This window comes from Promicromonospora sp. NPDC050249 (assembly GCF_040656015.1).
Lineage (GTDB): Bacteria > Actinomycetota > Actinomycetes > Actinomycetales > Cellulomonadaceae > Promicromonospora.
The window spans coordinates 70,780-86,406 of sequence record NZ_JBFAKY010000026.1 but is presented as its reverse complement, the minus strand read 5'-3'; the positions used below and the strand labels follow the sequence as shown (position 1 = coordinate 86,406).

The 15,627-nt window shown below is 73.1% G+C and carries 11 protein-coding genes; 8 read left to right on the top strand and 3 right to left on the bottom strand.

What is annotated here, in order from left to right; all coding sequences use genetic code 11:
• Positions 1-197: 197 nt before the first annotated feature.
• Entirely contained in the window at positions 198-1,583 is a 1,386-nt protein-coding gene (locus AB0I32_RS20255; RefSeq protein ID WP_357509258.1) for an alkaline phosphatase family protein, read from the bottom strand.
• A 126-nt stretch (positions 1,584-1,709) separates the two neighbouring features.
• Here AB0I32_RS20255 and leuS point away from each other — a divergent pair, with 126 nt between their 5' ends.
• A complete protein-coding gene (leuS, locus tag AB0I32_RS20250) occupies positions 1,710-4,667 on the top strand; it encodes a leucine--tRNA ligase (RefSeq protein ID WP_357509266.1) in 2,958 nt (985 codons plus the stop codon).
• Between the two features lie 148 nt (positions 4,668-4,815).
• Here the strand turns inward: leuS and AB0I32_RS20245 are convergent, their stop codons facing one another.
• The gene (locus AB0I32_RS20245) at positions 4,816-6,561 is read right to left on the bottom strand and encodes a helicase HerA-like domain-containing protein (protein ID WP_357509256.1); all 1,746 of its coding nucleotides are present in this window, start codon (positions 6,559-6,561) and stop codon (positions 4,816-4,818) included.
• 92 nt (positions 6,562-6,653) lie between these two features.
• Between AB0I32_RS20245 and AB0I32_RS20240 the strand changes: the two genes are divergently transcribed.
• Complete coding sequence (locus AB0I32_RS20240; protein ID WP_357509254.1) at positions 6,654-7,535, top strand: DegV family protein; 882 nt, start codon at positions 6,654-6,656, stop codon at positions 7,533-7,535.
• Between the two features lie 27 nt (positions 7,536-7,562).
• Here the strand turns inward: AB0I32_RS20240 and AB0I32_RS20235 are convergent, their stop codons facing one another.
• Positions 7,563-8,441 (bottom strand): alpha/beta hydrolase, encoded by an 879-nt coding sequence (locus tag AB0I32_RS20235; RefSeq protein ID WP_357509252.1) that lies wholly within the window; start codon positions 8,439-8,441, stop codon positions 7,563-7,565.
• A gap of 470 nt (positions 8,442-8,911) precedes the next feature.
• Here AB0I32_RS20235 and AB0I32_RS20230 point away from each other — a divergent pair, with 470 nt between their 5' ends.
• From AB0I32_RS20230 to holA, 6 genes are all read left to right on the top strand, one after another.
• Positions 8,912-9,670, top strand: coding sequence for a helix-hairpin-helix domain-containing protein (locus AB0I32_RS20230; RefSeq protein ID WP_357509250.1), 759 nt, complete (start codon positions 8,912-8,914; stop codon positions 9,668-9,670).
• A complete protein-coding gene (locus AB0I32_RS20225) occupies positions 9,667-12,051 on the top strand; it encodes a ComEC/Rec2 family competence protein (RefSeq protein ID WP_357509248.1) in 2,385 nt (794 codons plus the stop codon). Before AB0I32_RS20230 ends, AB0I32_RS20225 begins: the two co-directional genes overlap by 4 nt.
• Positions 12,052-12,221: 170 nt before the next feature.
• On the top strand, positions 12,222-13,013 hold the full coding sequence (locus tag AB0I32_RS20220) for a hypothetical protein (protein WP_357509246.1): 792 nt from the start codon (positions 12,222-12,224) through the stop codon (positions 13,011-13,013).
• A 10-nt stretch (positions 13,014-13,023) separates the two neighbouring features.
• Positions 13,024-13,713 carry a hypothetical protein gene (locus AB0I32_RS20215; protein WP_357509244.1) on the top strand — a complete coding sequence of 230 codons (690 nt, stop codon included), beginning with the start codon at positions 13,024-13,026 and terminating at the stop codon, positions 13,711-13,713.
• On the top strand, positions 13,713-14,552 hold the full coding sequence (locus AB0I32_RS20210; RefSeq protein WP_357509242.1) for a neocarzinostatin apoprotein domain-containing protein: 840 nt from the start codon (positions 13,713-13,715) through the stop codon (positions 14,550-14,552). Before AB0I32_RS20215 ends, AB0I32_RS20210 begins: the two co-directional genes overlap by 1 nt.
• 29 nt (positions 14,553-14,581) lie before the next feature.
• Positions 14,582-15,586, top strand: coding sequence for a DNA polymerase III subunit delta (gene holA, locus AB0I32_RS20205; RefSeq protein ID WP_357509240.1), 1,005 nt, complete (start codon positions 14,582-14,584; stop codon positions 15,584-15,586).
• Positions 15,587-15,627 lie beyond the last annotated feature (41 nt).

Here is a 15,627-nt window from a genome sequence, read left to right as displayed (position 1 = left end):
CGAGCACTGCGTCGAGGTCACGCGCCTCGACCGCGCGGACGGCGCATGGACGATCACGACCACCGGCGAGGGCGCCGCCGAAGACCGGCGCACGGTAGACAATGTCTACGCACAGCAACACACCCGGCATTCGTACTGTCGCTCCGCGACGCGGGCCGCTCGCACAGGGCCCCGCTACCTTGCGTCGCAGGCGGCCCTCAGCGGCGCAGCGACTCGCGCAGCGTCCTGCCCTCGCTGCCCGACGGCGGCGCGTAGCCCAGCAGTGCCGAGATCGTCGGCGCGATGTCGATGTGGCGCGGACGCCAGGGGTGCACGCCCGGTCGGACGCCTGCGCCCGCCAGCACCAGCGGGACGCGCAGCTCCGTGGTGGCGCCGTGCCGACCGGCGGGCCCGGCCGGGGTAGCCCCGAACGACCAGCCCGGCTCCGGCTCGACGATGAGGTCGCCGTAGTTCGGGCTCATGTGCATACGGCGCTGGTCAGGCTTGTCGAAGACGTTCCGCACCTGTGGCAGCGCCTCCAGCGCCGCCTGCAGCTGTCGGACGGAGGCAGGATCACCCGCGCGCTCGCCGATGATCCGGACGTCCGCGACGCCGCCGACGACAATCGCGACGTCGGTGCCCGGGGCCGGCGACTGGCCGCTGGTCAGGATCTGCGGAGCGAAGCCCGCCGCCTCGATCGCGGCCAGCGCCTGGGCGCCGAAGCCCTTGTCGAACGTGGTCATGCCGTGGTCGCCGGTGATGACGAACGCGGTGCGGCCGTACGTCCCTGCGTCCTTCGTGGCCTGCACGATGCGTCCGAGCTGCCGGTCGATCTCGGTGAGAGCGCCGGGGATGCGTGGGTCGGCGTCGCCACCCTCGTGCCCTATCGCGTCGAGGGTGTCGCAGTAGACGGCCATCAGTTCGGGGATGCCATTGGTGGTCACCATCTGCCCACCCGAGCTGACGGGCTCGCCGCGGAGCACGGCGACGGCGTCGTCGGTACGGCGGGCGCAGTCGCCGCCCGGCTGGGTGTAGAGACCGTCCGGGTCGCCGTAGGTGACGCCGTAGTTCTGCAGGATGAACCACTGCGCGGAGAACACGGTGCCGCCCTGCTCGCGGATCGACTGGGCGACGGTCGGCACAGCGAGGTCGCGCTGCTGGCCCCTGGCCGTGCCGGTGGCCGGGTCGAACCAGTAGGCGGTGTTGCGGTGGGTCTCCGGCCAGGCGCCGGTCGCCACCGACGACCACGACGGGTTGGTGATCGAGGTCATCACGCCGGTCGAGGTGGTGACGCTGCCCCGGCGCAGGAGCTGTCGGAGGTTCGGCATCTCCGCGGCTGACGAGTGAGCTTGCGAGCCCCGCAGAGCAGCGGCATCAGGCCCAGCGGAACCGTCACGGACCAGGTCGAGGTATTCGACGTCGAACCCGTCGAGGGCGAGGAGGACGACATGGTCGGCCGGGCGGTTCCCGGCCGAGCCGGTGGCGGAGGCGAGCGCGGAGTCGGCGTCGTCCGCGGGCAACGGCACGGCGGCGGCGGTCGAGGCCGTCCACACGACGGTGGCGGCGATGCTGGTGGCGAGGATCTTTCGCAACGAGGGCATCATGCGGGCAATTCGAGCACTCGACGAGGGAACTTCGGGGGAGGTGCGAGCGAATGTCGGATGAACCTTCACCCTGTGGACGAGCGAGGGCCGGGGACCCTGTCGGTCGGTAGACTCGGGCGGGTGACCATGCCCGACGCACCCGAGCGCACCACGTCTTCGGACGAGCCCCGTTTCCGCTACACCCCGACCCTCGCGCAGCAGATCGAGCTGCGCTGGCAGGACGTCTGGGAGGAGCGCGGAACCTTCCACGCGGCGAACCCGCAGGGGCGACTTACGGGGCCGGGCGGGAGCCCGGCCGAGGGTGACCCGTACTTCATCATGGACATGTTCCCGTACCCCTCGGGTGCTGGGCTGCACGTCGGCCACCCGCTGGGCTACATCGCAACGGACGTGACCGGGCGCTTCCGCCGCATGTGCGGCGACAACGTGCTGCACGCGCTCGGCTACGACGCGTTCGGCCTGCCCGCCGAGCAGTACGCGGTCCAGACCGGACAGCACCCGCGCGTGACCACCGAGGCCAACATCATCAACATGCGGCGCCAGCTGCGCCGCCTCGGGCTGGGCCACGACTCGCGCCGCACCTTCGCGACGATCGACCCCGAGTACGTCCGCTGGACGCAGTGGATCTTCCTGCAGATCTTCGACTCCTGGTACGACGCCGAGGCCGAGCGTCCCGGCCCCTCGACGGGTTCCGGCACCGGCCGCGGGCGGGCCCGACGCATCTCCGAGCTGCGCGACGAGCTGGCCGCCGGCACGCGTCCCGTCCCCGGGCACGACGGCGACAACACCGGCGGGGCCGTCTGGTCGACGCTCAGCGCGGAGGAGCAGCGCGACGTCATCGACACGCAGCGCCTCGCCTACGTCGACTCCTCCCCGGTGAACTGGTGCCCGGGCCTCGGCACGGTGCTGGCCAACGAGGAGGTCACCGCGGACGGCAGGTCCGAGCGCGGCAACTTCCCCGTCTTCCAGCGCAACCTGCGCCAGTGGAAGATGCGCATCACCGCGTACGCGGACCGCCTGGCGGACGACCTGGAGCTGATCGACTGGCCGGACAAGGTCAAGTCGATGCAGCGCAACTGGATCGGCCGGTCCATCGGCGCCAACGTGCGGTTCGACGTCGTCGGGACCGCCGAGGGCGACCCGGCCGGCGCCGCCGGGACGCTCGAGGTCTTCACCACCCGCCCCGACACCCTGTTCGGCGCCACCTTCATGGTGGTCGCCCCGGAGCACCCGCTGCTCGACGAGGTGCCCTCGGCCTGGCCCGACGGCACGCGCAGCAGCTGGACCGGTGGGTACGACACCCCGGTCGCGGCCGTCGCCGCCTACCGCCGCGAGGCGTCCGCGAAGACCGCCGTCGAGCGGCAGGCCGACGCGGGCAAGAAGACGGGCGTGTTCACCGGACACCTGGCCGTCAACCCGACCAGCGGCCTGCAGGTCCCGGTGTTCACCGCGGACTACGTGCTCATGGGCTACGGCACGGGCGCCATCATGGCCGTGCCTGGCGGCGACGAGCGCGACTACGCCTTCGCCGAGGCCTATGACCTGCCGGTCATCCACACGGTCGAGCCCGAGGGCGGGCTGCCCGCGGACCATGTCGGCGCGTACGCGGGTGACGGAGTCGCCGTCCGCTCCTCGAACGACGAGATCTCGCTGGACGGGCTCGGTGTCGCCGAGGCCAAGGCGAAGATCATCGCCTGGCTGGAGAGCAAGAACATCGGCGAGGGCACCACGACCTACCGCCTCAACGACTGGCTGTTCAGCCGCCAGCGCTACTGGGGCGAGCCGTTCCCCGTGGTCTGGGACGAGAACGACCGTCCGGTGGCGATCCCCGACGAGCTGCTCCCGGTGAACCTGCCCGACGTACCGGACTACGCGCCGCGCACCTTCGACCCGGAGGACGCCAACTCCGAGCCGGAGGCGCCCCTGGGCCGCAACGACGACTGGGTGTACGTCACGCTCGACCTGGGCGACGGGCCCAAGAAGTACCGCCGCGACACCAACACCATGCCCAACTGGGCCGGGTCGTGCTGGTACTACCTGCGCTACCTCGACCCCACCGAGACCACGGCCGCCGCGCTCCCCGAGCTCGAGAAGTACTGGCTCGGGCCGCAGCACAACCCGACGTCCGGGCCCGCGGGCGGCGTCGACCTGTACGTGGGCGGCGTCGAGCACGCGGTGCTGCACCTGCTGTACGCGCGGTTCTGGCACAAGGTCCTGTTCGACCTGGGCCACGTGACGAGCATCGAGCCGTTCGGCAAGCTGTTCAACCAGGGCTACATCCAGGCGTACGCCTACACTGACTCGCGCGGCCAGTACGTGCCCGCCGAGGAGGTCGAGGGTGACGAGCAGGCCGGCTTCACCTGGCAGGGCCAGCCCGTCAACCGCGAGTACGGCAAGATGGGCAAGTCGCTCAAGAACGTCGTGACGCCCGACGACATGTACGAGCAGTACGGCGCCGACACGTTCCGCGTCTACGAGATGTCGATGGGCCCGCTCGACCTGTCGCGCCCGTGGGACACCCGCGCCGTCGTCGGTTCGCAGCGGTTCCTGCAGCGGCTCTGGCGCAACGTCGTCTCCGAGGAGACCGGCGAGCTCACGGTGACCGACGACGAGCCCGACACCGCGACCCTGCGTGCCGTGCACCGTGCCATCGCCGACGTCCGTGTCGAGATGGAGCACATGCGGCCCAACACGGCGATCGCCAAGCTCATCACGCTGAACAACCACCTGACGGGGCTGTCGGCGGTGCCGCGCGCCGCGGTGGAGCCGCTGGTCCTGATGACGGCGCCCATCGCGCCGCACATCGCGGAGGAGCTGTGGTCGCGGCTCGGGCACGAGGAGTCGCTGGCGCACACGCCGTTCCCGACGGCCGAGGCGCAGTACCTTGTCCAGGACACCGTGACCTGCGTGGTCCAGGTGCAGGGCAAGGTGCGCGCGCGGTTCGAGGTAGCGCCGGACATCTCCGCGGAGGACCTGGAGGCGGCGGCGCTCAGCGAGCCGAACGTGGTGAAGTTCCTGGACGGCCGCGGCGTCCGCAAGGTGATCGTCCGCGCCCCGAAGCTGGTCAACATAGTCCCGGCCTGACCCACGGATCAGGCCCGACAAGCGCCGGGCGCCGTCCCTCGTGGACAGTGCCCGGCGCCCGGCCACAGCAGAAGAGCGCACGAGGGCGAGATCCTGAGCGCTCCGCCTTCAGCCCCCGCACCGTCGGGGGCTGTCGTGCGTCAAGGGTTCAGCGGCGGCGGGTGCCGAAGAGGGAGCGGGTGAGCTCTCGGACGATGACCGTGCCCGCCGTCCTCGCGAGCGATCCGACCACCCGGTTCCGCTCGCGTGCAGCCGTCTCCTTGTGCCGCGCCTCCGCCCTCTCGCGGGTGGCGACTTCCTTCTCGATCCGCGCCCGTTCCTTGGCGATCTCGCGCTCGTCCTCGGCAGCCGAGGCCTCGCCGTCGGCGGCGGCGCGCCCCGCCGCCTGCTCCTGGGCCTTCGCCTGGAGCAGCTCGAACGCCGACTCGGCGTCGACCGCCGTCCCGTACTTCGCCTGGCCGGGTGAAGCGGCCACCACCCGGTCGATCACCGCGTCGCCCGCCGGATCCATCGAGGCCTGCGGTGCCCGCACCCGGGTCCACGCGACCGGCGAGGGTGCACCCTTCTCGGTCAGCACGGTGACCACAGCCTCGCCGGTGCCGAGCTCCTGCAGCAGACGCTCCAGGTCGTACGGCGACGTGGGAAAGGTGCGCGCGGCGGCCCGGAGCGCGGTGGCGTCGTCGGGCGTGAAGGCACGCAGCGCGTGCTGCACCCGGTTGCCGAGCTGGGCGAGGACGTCGGCCGGCACGTCCTTCGGCGACTGCGTCACGAAGAAGACGCCGACGCCCTTGGACCGGATCAGCCGGACCGTCTGGACGACCTGCTGCAGGAAGTCCTTCGAGGCGTCCGCGAACAGCAGGTGCGCCTCGTCGAAGAAGAACACCAGCTTCGGCTTGTCGACGTCGCCGACCTCGGGCAGCTCCTGGAAGAGGTCCGCGAGCAACCACATCAGGAAGGTCGAGAACAGCTGCGGACGGTCCTGCACAGCAGGCAGCTCCAGCACGCTCAGCACGCCGAGGTCGCCCCTGGTGGCGATCAGGTCCGACGTCGAGAAGGCGGGCTCCCCGAAGAAGACGTCGGCGCCCTGGCCCTCCAGGCCCACGATCTCGCGCAGGATGACACCCGCCGTGGCCGCCGAGACGCCGCCGATTCCCTGGAGCTCGCCCTTGCCCTCGTCCGAGGTCAGGTGGGCGATCACCGACTGCAGGTCCTTGAGGTCCAGCAGCGCGAGACCCTTTTTGTCCGCCCAGTGGAAGATCAGCGTGAGACTCGACTCCTGCGTCTCGTTGAGGCCCAGCACCTTCGACATCAGCAGCGGCCCGAAGTCCGTGACCGTCGTGCGGATCGGGACTCCCTTGCCGATCCCGCCCAGCGAGTAGAACTCGACCGGGTACTGGGTGGGCGTCCAGTCCTGCCCGATGCTCGCGGCGCGCTCCGCGACCTTCGGGTTGTCGGGGCCGGGGAGGGCGAGCCCGGACAGGTCGCCCTTGACGTCCGCGAGGAAGACGGGCACGCCGGCCAGGGAGAGCCCCTCGGCCATGCCCTGCAGGGTCTTGGTCTTGCCGGTGCCCGTCGCGCCGGCGACGAGGCCGTGCCGGTTCAGCATCGAGAGCGCGAAACCGACCTGGACCTGCGGGTTCGGGGTGGCCTCCCCACCTGGCTCACCCTCGAGCAGGGCGCCCAGCGGCAGCGTGGCCTCCGCCGCGTAGCCCGCGGCTACCTCGGCCGCGTAGCCCTCGACGGCGGGACCGGCGGACCGGGCAACGGTCGGCTCAGCGGCGGTGGGCCGGGCCGGGGCCGGCTCGGCGGCGCGTTCCGCATCTTCGAGGGCCTTCTGGGCTGCTGCGGCAGCCTCCCGCAGTGCGGCGAGGTCGGGCTTCGATGCATCGGACATGTCTCGGATGCTAGGTCGGGCCGGCGCGCCGCGCGCGGGGAGAACAGGCGGTTTCGTCGTCCGGATCCTCGCGCGGATAGAGTGGCGCGGTCATGCGCACCCGACGTCGTACATCCCGCCCCGCACCTCAGGAGGTGCGGGTCGTCACCGACTCGACCGCCTGCCTGCCCACCGGTCTGTCGGGCGGCCCGGTCGTGGTGCCCCTGCGCGTCCTCGTGGGCGACGACGTCTACGCGGAGGGTGAGGACGTCACGCCGGAGCGGCTGGCGGAGCTGGTCGCCGGCGGCGCTCTGATGACCACGTCCCAGCCGCCTCCGGAGGCCTTCGCGGCCGTCTACCGCAGCCTCGGTGACGAGGGCGCGCGGTCCATCGTGTCGGTGCACCTGTCCGGGGCGCTGTCCGGCACGGTCGGCTCCGCGGGTACGGCCGCTGCGCGGTCGCCCCTGCAGGTGCGCGCCGTCGACTCCCGCACCGGCGCGGCAGGCCTCGGCTTCGCCGCCCGGGCCGCCGCGGAGTGCGCCGCCGCCGGGGCCGACGCCGCCCACGTGGCCGCCCGGGCCATCGAGGTCGCAGGGACCGCGCACGCCCTGTTCGTCGTCGACACCTTGGAGCACCTGCGTCGTGGCGGCCGGCTGTCCGGCCCGGCGGCGGCGCTCGGCACGGTCCTCGGGGTCAAACCGATCCTGAAGCTGTCGGACGGCGCCGTGGAGCTCTCCCAGCGGGTGCGGACCCGAGCGGTCGGTGCCGAGCGCCTCCTGGAGCAGGCCGCGGGCTTTGTCGCCGAGGCAACGCGACCGGTCGTCGCCGTGCACCACTTCGGCGCGCACGACCGGGCGCTCGCCCTCGCGGGCCGCCTGCACACGCGCACCCGGGTAGACGTCGAGGTCACACCGCTGAGCGCGGTGCTGGGGGTCCACGTCGGCCCGGGCACGCTCGCGGTGGTCGTCGCCGACCTGGGCAACCACGCGCACTGACGGTCGGGAAGTCGGCGTGGCCGGTGCTCAGCCGGCCAGCACCTCGCGCAGCTTCGCCGCGAACTCCACGGGCTTGTCGGCCGGCTGGCCGTACTCGCCGCCGCTGAACCCGCCGTGCCCGCCCGGGAAGACGACCGGTTCGGAGCCGAGCAGCTCGGCCGCCCCGCGGGCGGCTCGGCCGGTCATCTGCTCGCCGGTGTCCGCGCCGACGGCGATCAGGACGCGGGGCGTGCCGGACCTGAGCGCCTCGTACCGTGGCTCGTAGGGCGGCAGCATCCGCATGTTCACGCCGAACATCAGGTCGTCGCGGGAGCCGTCGTCCTCGGTCGGCAGGCCGAACGCGGCGGGGTCGGGGTCTGGCTGCTTCGCGTAGTCCGCGGTGAGCTCGCCCTCTGCCATGAGCACGGTGATGAACTTCGCCATGGCGGCGCCGGAGCCCTTCGCGTGGTAGGTGTCGTGGATGTCCGTCATGGCGGCGGTCATCGCCTCCCGGTCGGGGAGCGCGGTGGCCAGGGGCGGCTCGTGCGCGACGACCGTGCGCACGTCCTCCGGATGAGCCGCCGCGAGCTCGAGCGCCACCACCGCGCCGCCGCTGGACGCGAACAGGTCGACCGGTCCGCCGCCGACCGCCTCGATGACGCGGTGGACGTCCTCGGCATGGGTCGCGACGCCGGGCAGCTCGGTCTCGGTCTCGAGGTCCCGGGTGCTGCGCTCGACGCCACGGGGGTCGTACGTGACGACGGTCCGGTCCGTGAAGTGGCCCGCGAGCGTGACAAACCCTTCCGCTCCCATCGGGAGACCGATCAGCACCAGCGGCGGCTCGTCGGACGGCGTCGCGGCCTCGCGCACGTCGTAGGTGAGGACGCCGCTCGGCACCTCGAGAGTGAAGGTCTTCTTGTCCGTCATCGTGTTCGCTCCTCGCTCGGTGGCGCTTCTCGCGCTCTCTAGCAGGTCAGACGACGGTGCCTGGAAGAACTCATCGGGCGGAGCTCGTGAATCTTGTCGGTCACGCGCGCAGACCCTCGCGACGGCCCGGTGCGGCTGCGAGCCCGACCACAGGTCGCGTCCTTCCGTGTCTGTGCACAGGTGGGCCACGGAGCTCATCGGAGGGCGGCGACGCGCGCCTAGCGTCTTGATCCATGCAGCCAGAGACCGCGCAACAGCGACTTCCCGACCCGTGGCCGTTCAGCCCGGTGCGCGGGCCCGGCAGCCGTCCGGTCCCCGGGCAAGGCAGTCCGTACGAGGCTCGGACGGACGAGGCGCGAACCGAGGCTCGAACGGATGAGGCTCGAACGGACGATGCTCGAACGGATGCGGCGCGAAACGACGCCGACGAGCTGGTGGCCCGGCTGCGTTCCAGGCGGTCAGCCTCCGGGGTGGCCGCGGCCTACGCGGCCGCGCACGGCCACCCGACAGACCCTCGGCCCGAGCAGGGCGCCCGCAGGTGGGCACTGAAGGGCACGACGGCGGTGGTCGCCCTGGTGGCCGTGCTCCTGCTCGCCGTGGGTGTGGGGGCGCTGTCTCTCCGCGGCGACGGCGTCGAGCCGCTGACACAGCTGGCGGATGCCGGGGAGCCGGCAGGCTCGTCCGGTTCCCCCGTGCCGCCCGAACCGAGCGGTCCGTTGCCGGCCGCCCCGGCACCGGGCTCCGCCGACGCGCCGGAAGGCGGCCTGCTCGTGCATGTCGTCGGAGAGGTGGCCGATCCAGGCCTCGTGACGGTGCCTGACGGTGCTCGTGTGGCCGATGCGCTGGAGGCGGCCGGTGGCACCACCCGCAAGGCCGACCTGACCGCCGTGAACCTGGCACGCACGGTCGTCGACGGCGAGCAGCTGTACGTGCCCCAGCCGGGGGAGCAGGTGCCCGGGGCCCCGGAGCCCGGAGCCGGTGGGCCGGCACCGGGCACCGGCGGACCGGGCGCGAGCGGCGGATCCACGGACGCCACCGTCGACATCAACACCGCGGACGCGGCAGCCCTGGAGACGCTCCCCGGTATCGGTCCGTCCATCGCCCAGGCGATCGTCGAGTGGCGTGCGGCCAACGGGCAGTTCGCAAGCGTGGACGAGCTGGAGGACGTGCCTGGCATCGGCCCGGCAACGCTGGCCGAGATCCGCGACAGCGCACGGGTAGGGCCATGACCGACCTGCGGATGGCGCCGGCGGGCCTGGCGGTATGGGTCGCGGCCTGGCTGCTGACCGGGCCAGGGGCGGGCTGGACCGGCCCGGCGGTGTGGGTGGCCGCTGCGCTCGTCGCGGCCACCTGCCTCCACCTGCTGCTCACGGCGGCCCGGACCCGAAAGGCCGGCCGGCCCGCTGTCGCGCACGCTGCCCTCGCCGCAGCCTGCGCCCTGGCGGTCACGGTCTCCGCGCACGTCCAGCTCGCGGGTCGCGCACCGCTCGCCGACCTCGCGGGACAGCGGGTGACCGCGACGCTCACCGGCCGGGTCGTCTCCCAGCCGGAGCCGTTCTCGTTCGCCCCGGGGTCGTTCGCGCCCGGGGCGGGGCAGTACCGCTGGGTTCTGGCGGCCCGCGGGATGGAAGCGCGCGGCGTCGGCTCGGCGGCCCGGGCGCACGTCCAGGTGCTGTCGAGCTCCGCGCCCCGGTACGGGGCGACCGTGACACTCTCGGGCGCGCTGCGGCCCGCCGACCCCGGCGCTGCGGAGGCCGCCCGCCTGACCGCCGACAGCGCGAGCGAGATCCGAGCCCCACCCGCGGGGCTGCGAGTGCTCGACACCCACCGCACGGCACTCCTCGACGTGACGGACCCGCTGTCCGCACAAGGCCGCGGGCTGGTCCCTGGCGCTGCCATCGGCGACACCACCCGCCTCCCGGACGACCTCGCCGAGGAGATGCGGAGCACCGGCCTGGCTCACATCACCGCCGTTTCCGGCGGCCACTTCGCGGTCGTCGTCGCCGTCCTGACCCTGCTCTGCTCGCTGGCCCGGCTGCCGAGGCCGGCCAGGGTGGCCCTCGTCGCGCTCGCCTCCCTCGCCTTCGTGGCGCTCGTCCGACCCGAGCCCGCCGTGCTCCGCGCGGCGGTCATGGCGGCCTTCGCCCTGGCCGGAGTCGCCATCGGGCGGCCGTCACAGTCGGTACCGGCGCTCGCGGCGTCGGTCGTGGGGCTGCTGGTGGTGGACCCGTGGCTGGCCCGCTCGTTCGGGTTCGCGCTGTCCGCGGCGGCGACCGGCGGCCTGGTGCTGCTCGCGGCGCCGCTGGCCGCCCGGCTCGCGCCCTGGACGGGGGACGCGGCCGCCTTTGCCCTGGCGGTCCCGCTCGCCGCACAGGCGGCATGCGGCCCGGTGCTGGTGCTGCTCGACCCGTCGGTGTCTACCGTGTCGGTCCTCGCGAACCTGCTGGCGGCCCCGGCGCTGGTGCCCGCGACGGTGCTCGGGCTCGTCGCGACGGTCTTCGCGCCGGGCCTGCCGACGCTCGCAGGCCTCGTGGCCTGGGCCGCGAGCGGCGCCACGTGGTGGATCGCGGCGGTCGCGCACTGGTGCGCCGCGCTCCCCGGCGCCGTCGTCCCATGGTGGGGCGGGCCACCGGGAGCCCTCCTGCTGGCGACGCTCACCGGCGTCGTGCTGTGGGTGGTGCTGCGGCGTGCCCCGCGCCCGGGCTGGCCCGAGTCCTGGCGTACGGCGGCCCGGTCGAGCCTGCGCGAGGCGCTCACCATGCGGCGACGGCGGGCCACGCGGGCGCGCGTCGTGACGCTCCTCGCGGTCGGCTCGGTGGCGGCGCTCGTCGTCGTGGTGGCGGTGCCGCGCCTCGCCGTCCGATCAGGCATCCCGCGGGACTGGCTGGTGGCGGCGTGCGACGTCGGGCAGGGGGACGCGCTGGCGCTGCGCACGGGGCCGACGTCGGCGGTGGTGGTCGACGTGGGGCCTGAGGGGCCAGCGGCGGGCCGCTGCCTCGACGAGCTCGGCGTGGCCAGGGTGGACCTGCTCGTGCTGAGCCACTTCCACGCGGACCACGTGGGCGGCCTCGGGCCGGTGCTGGCGGGGCGGGAGGTGGCGGCGGCGCTCGTGTCCCCGGTGCCGGAGCCCGCCGCGAACGCAGCGGCGACCGGGGCGGCGCTGGCGGCCGCGGGTGTGCCGGTCGGCGTCGCGCGGACGGGGGACCGGGGGACGGCGGGATACCTGACCTGGCAGGTGCTGCAGGCGGGTGCGGGCGAGGGCGCGAACGACTCGAGCATCGTGCTCGCGGCCCGGACCGGCGGGCTCGACGTGCTCGCGCTCGGTGACCTGGAGGACGCGGGTCAGGCGGAGCTGGTGCCGCTGGCCGGGCAGACCGACGTCGTCAAGGTGGCCCATCACGGCTCGGCGGTGCAGTCCCGGGCCCTGGCGGAACGCCTGCGCCCGGCGGTGGCGCTGGTCTCGTCAGGCCGGGACAACGACTACGGCCATCCGACCGACGAGGCGCTCGATCTGTACGCGGGCGTCGGCGCCGTCGTCGTCCGGACCGACGAGTGCGGCACCGTGGCCCTCGTGGTCCGCGGTCAGGAGGTGTCGCTGGCGGGCTGCTGAGCCACGCTCTCCGGGGCGGTCGCCGTCCGACGTGTCGCACCTCTTGTACCAGGTCACGCTGATGTACTGCCGCAGGCTCGCCACACTTGGCGAAACGTTGCGGATCCTGTGGGCCGCTCTAACGTGGGTGAGGACGGAGAGTTTCGTCAGCACCTACGAAGGGGGGCTTCGTGGCTGATCTCAAGCTGACCGTCCGGCGGTATCGCCGGACCATCGCGGTCGCCGTGACGGCGGCTCTGCTCGTACCGGCGATGGCGTTCAGCGCCGCGGGGCGGGACCAGGCCGCCGCGCAGCTCGAGCTGCGTGAGGAGCTCCTGGCGGAGTCCGTGGTCACCGACGTCTCGGAAGCCGACCAGACGGTCCGGGTGGACGTCGCCGCCGATCCCGCGGCTGCGGACGCCTGGCTCGAGCAGTCGGCGGAGGTGCTGGACGGCTGGACGGTCGTCGTGGCCGGGATGGACACCAGGTCCGGCGCGGACCGCGCGAAGCTGGACGCCGAGGCGGTTGCGGGCGACCCGTCGTCACCGGGCGAACCGTGCCCGGAGACTCCCGAGGGCCCCCGCTCCGCCGACGGCGCCACCACTCCCTACCTGGGCTGCGAGCCGGACGGAGACGTCCAGGCCACCGCTCGGTCGGTCGGGAAGGGGTCGGCGAAAGCCACTCTCGCACAGGCTGTCGACGAGGTCCTCGCGTCCTACCTGCCCGACGCAGGCCTGGCACCCACCACGGTCCGGGTCGACAAGGGCGAGGCGACGGTGGACGTGGCGGCCGGTTTCGAGCAGGCGCTGTCCGACGCCGGGGTGTACCCGGGTGACGTCTGGCAGGCGCTCCTGTTCACCGCGCACAGCAACGGCACCATCGACTCGGTGAAGTTCACGCTCGCCGGGGACTGCCTCGCCTTCGCGTACGCGACGGGCGGCGACATGTGCGCCTCGACCGACCTGCCGATCGACCTGGGCTGAGGGGGCGACCATGCGTGCGACACCTCGCAGGTTCGCGTCCTGCCTCACTGCCCTGGTGCTCGTGGCCGGCTGGCTGCTCGCGGTCGCCCCGACGGCGTCGGCAGACGTCACCTACGTCCCGGAGACCTGGAACGGCAAGGTGGTCTACCTGTCCCAGGCGTGTCATGACCGGGGCGACACCATCTGCCGCACCAACACGGGCTGTCACGGGTTCAGCGAGAACGGCAACTCGTACAAGGTGGCCGTGTCCGCGGCGACCCAGTACGACCCGGAGCACATGAACCTGCTGGAGCGTGGTTACAAGGTGGTGCGCGGCAACGGTCTGACCAGGACGAACATCGCCAACTCCAACCGGGTGGGCGCCGACCTGCACCTGCCCATCCACTCCAACGCGGTCAGCAGCGCGTGCGAGAGAGGGCATTCGCCCGAGCGGTACGGCACCCACGTGATGTACGTGTCCAAGGCCGGCAAGGAGTGCGCGGGGATCATGCGGTGGCGCGTGGGCGCGAGCAGCCCTGGCACGAACGACGCCCGCCAGTACCGCACCGACCTGGGCGAGCTGAACCAGACCAACGCCGTCGCCTGCTACCTCGAGCAGGAGTACCACGTGTGGGACGAGGGAGTGAGCTGGATGCTGGACCGCGATGCCTGGACCTGGCGGATCGCCCTCAGTGTCGACGTCTTCCTGGGTTACCCGTGATGCGCGCCCGGCTGCTGGCCCCGGTCACTGCCCTCGTGCTCGCGCTGGCCGCCTGCACAGCGGCTCCGCCGAGCTCCGGCCCGTCCGTGCCGGCGGAGGACCCCGGTGCGACGAGCACCCCGGGAACGGACCCGACGGGGTCGGGCGGCCCGGAGGCTCCTGGCGACGATCCGGCCATCACCGTCCGCGCCGCCGACGGCGCCTGGGTGGTGCGCGGCACGGGTTTCACGGGCGGCAACCAGTACCTGGTCCAGTGCACCGGCGGCACGACGGCGGGTGCGAAGGCGCTCGACGAGTGCGACATGTCGACCAGCGAGCAGGTGGTGGCAGACGCCGAGGGCCGGTTCTCGGCGACGCGGCCTGCCCGGGCGTTCGTCAACGTCGGCTCGGTGTCCGAGGTGGACTGCACGGGGGACCCGTGCGCCCTGGCCGTCGCCGACCTGTCCGACGTGGTGCTCGCGGCCGCTCCTGCCCCGCTGCCCGACGGCTCGGAGCCGCCCGACGCGCCGACGCTCGTCCTCTCGGAGCAGGAGCTCGGCGCCGACAAGGGCCGGGTCACGGTGACGGGCGAGGGCTACGCGCAGGGCGCCGCGGTCCGGCTGGTGCAGTGCGCCACCACGCCGGACGGCGGTGTCGACGGCGACAACTGCCTGTACGACGACGGCAAGCGGGTGGTCGCCGACCGCACGGGCTCGGTGCTCGCCCGGCTGGCGGTCAGGCGCGAGATCGAGCTGGTCGGCGGCGGCCTCGCCGACTGCGCGGTGGCGGGCGCGTGCGTGGTCGCCAACGCCTGGACCGACGGCGGACGCATGGCGGTGGCCGACCTCCTCTGGGAGTGATTGTCGGTGGTGCGTGGCAGGCTGTGTCAGTGCCTCCAGCGACCAAGCGCCGTACCGCCACACCTGTCACCGGCCGTAGCTGGGACGAGCCGACGCTCGCCCCGGTAGTGCTCGTGCGTGGGGCCGAGCCGCTCCTGGCCGAACGCGCGGTGGACGGCGTCGTCGGGCTGGCGCGTGCGCGTGACCCCGAGATCGAGAAGGTCGAGCTGGAGGGCACCACGTACGGCCCGGGCCAGCTGGTGGTCGCCGCGAGCCCTTCCCTGTTCGGCGAGGCCAAGATCGTCGTGGTCCGGTCGGCCGAGTCCGGCACCGAGGACCTGATGGCCGACCTCATCTCGTACGTCGGCTCGCCGGACGAGGAGACCGTCCTCGTGGTCGTGCACGGTGGAGGGCAGCGCGGCAAGAAGATGCTCGACACCATCACGAAGTCGGGTGCGCCGGTCATGGTGTGCGAGCCGGTGACCAAGGACGGCGAGAAGGCGTCGTTCGTGGCGGGGGAGTTCAAGGCCGCTCGCCGCCGGGCCGACGCCGAGGCGGTGCGTGCCCTGGTGGATGCTCTCGGCAGCGACCTGCGCGAGCTGGCGTCGGCCTGCTCGCAGCTGATCGCCGACACGACCGGCACCATCACGGCGGCCACCGTGGACAAGTACTACGGCGGGCGCGTCGAGGCGACGGGCTTCCGCGTCGCCGACGCCGCGGTGGCCGGTGACGCCGGAGGTGCCGTCGCACTGTTGCGGCACGCGCTCGACACGGGGCTGGACCCCGTGCCCATCGTCGCTGCCCTGGCGCTGCGGCTGCGCAACCTCGCGAAGGTCGCTTCGATGCGCGGCGGCGGGTTCTCCGCCCGCGACATCGGCATGGCGCCCTGGCAGGTGGACCGTGCCCGCAAGGACCTGCGGAGCTGGACGCCGGAGGGTCTGGCGGCGGCGATCTCCGCCGTCGCGCAGGCGGACGCGGACGTCAAGGGCGAGTCCAGGGACCCGGTGTACGCCGTGGAGCGTGCGGTCCTGACCATCGCTCGCTCCCGCCGCTGACCTGACCGGCGCGCGCACTCAACGAGTGCGCGGGCACGCGA

What these genes read in the sequence shown, in the direction of transcription:
- AB0I32_RS20225 (WP_357509248.1), top strand. Translation starts at nt 9,667, where the DNA reads ATGACCGACCTGCGGATGGCGCCGGCGGGCCTGGCGGTATGGGTCGCG.
- AB0I32_RS20245 (WP_357509256.1), bottom strand. Translation starts at nt 6,561, where the DNA reads ATGTCCGATGCATCGAAGCCCGACCTCGCCGCACTGCGGGAGGCTGCC.
- AB0I32_RS20235 (WP_357509252.1), bottom strand. Translation starts at nt 8,441, where the DNA reads ATGACGGACAAGAAGACCTTCACTCTCGAGGTGCCGAGCGGCGTCCTC.
- AB0I32_RS20215 (WP_357509244.1), top strand. Translation starts at nt 13,024, where the DNA reads ATGCGTGCGACACCTCGCAGGTTCGCGTCCTGCCTCACTGCCCTGGTG.
- AB0I32_RS20240 (WP_357509254.1), top strand. Translation starts at nt 6,654, where the DNA reads ATGCGCACCCGACGTCGTACATCCCGCCCCGCACCTCAGGAGGTGCGG.
- leuS (WP_357509266.1), top strand. Translation starts at nt 1,710, where the DNA reads ATGCCCGACGCACCCGAGCGCACCACGTCTTCGGACGAGCCCCGTTTC.
- AB0I32_RS20210 (WP_357509242.1), top strand. Translation starts at nt 13,713, where the DNA reads ATGCGCGCCCGGCTGCTGGCCCCGGTCACTGCCCTCGTGCTCGCGCTG.
- AB0I32_RS20255 (WP_357509258.1), bottom strand. Translation starts at nt 1,583, where the DNA reads ATGATGCCCTCGTTGCGAAAGATCCTCGCCACCAGCATCGCCGCCACC.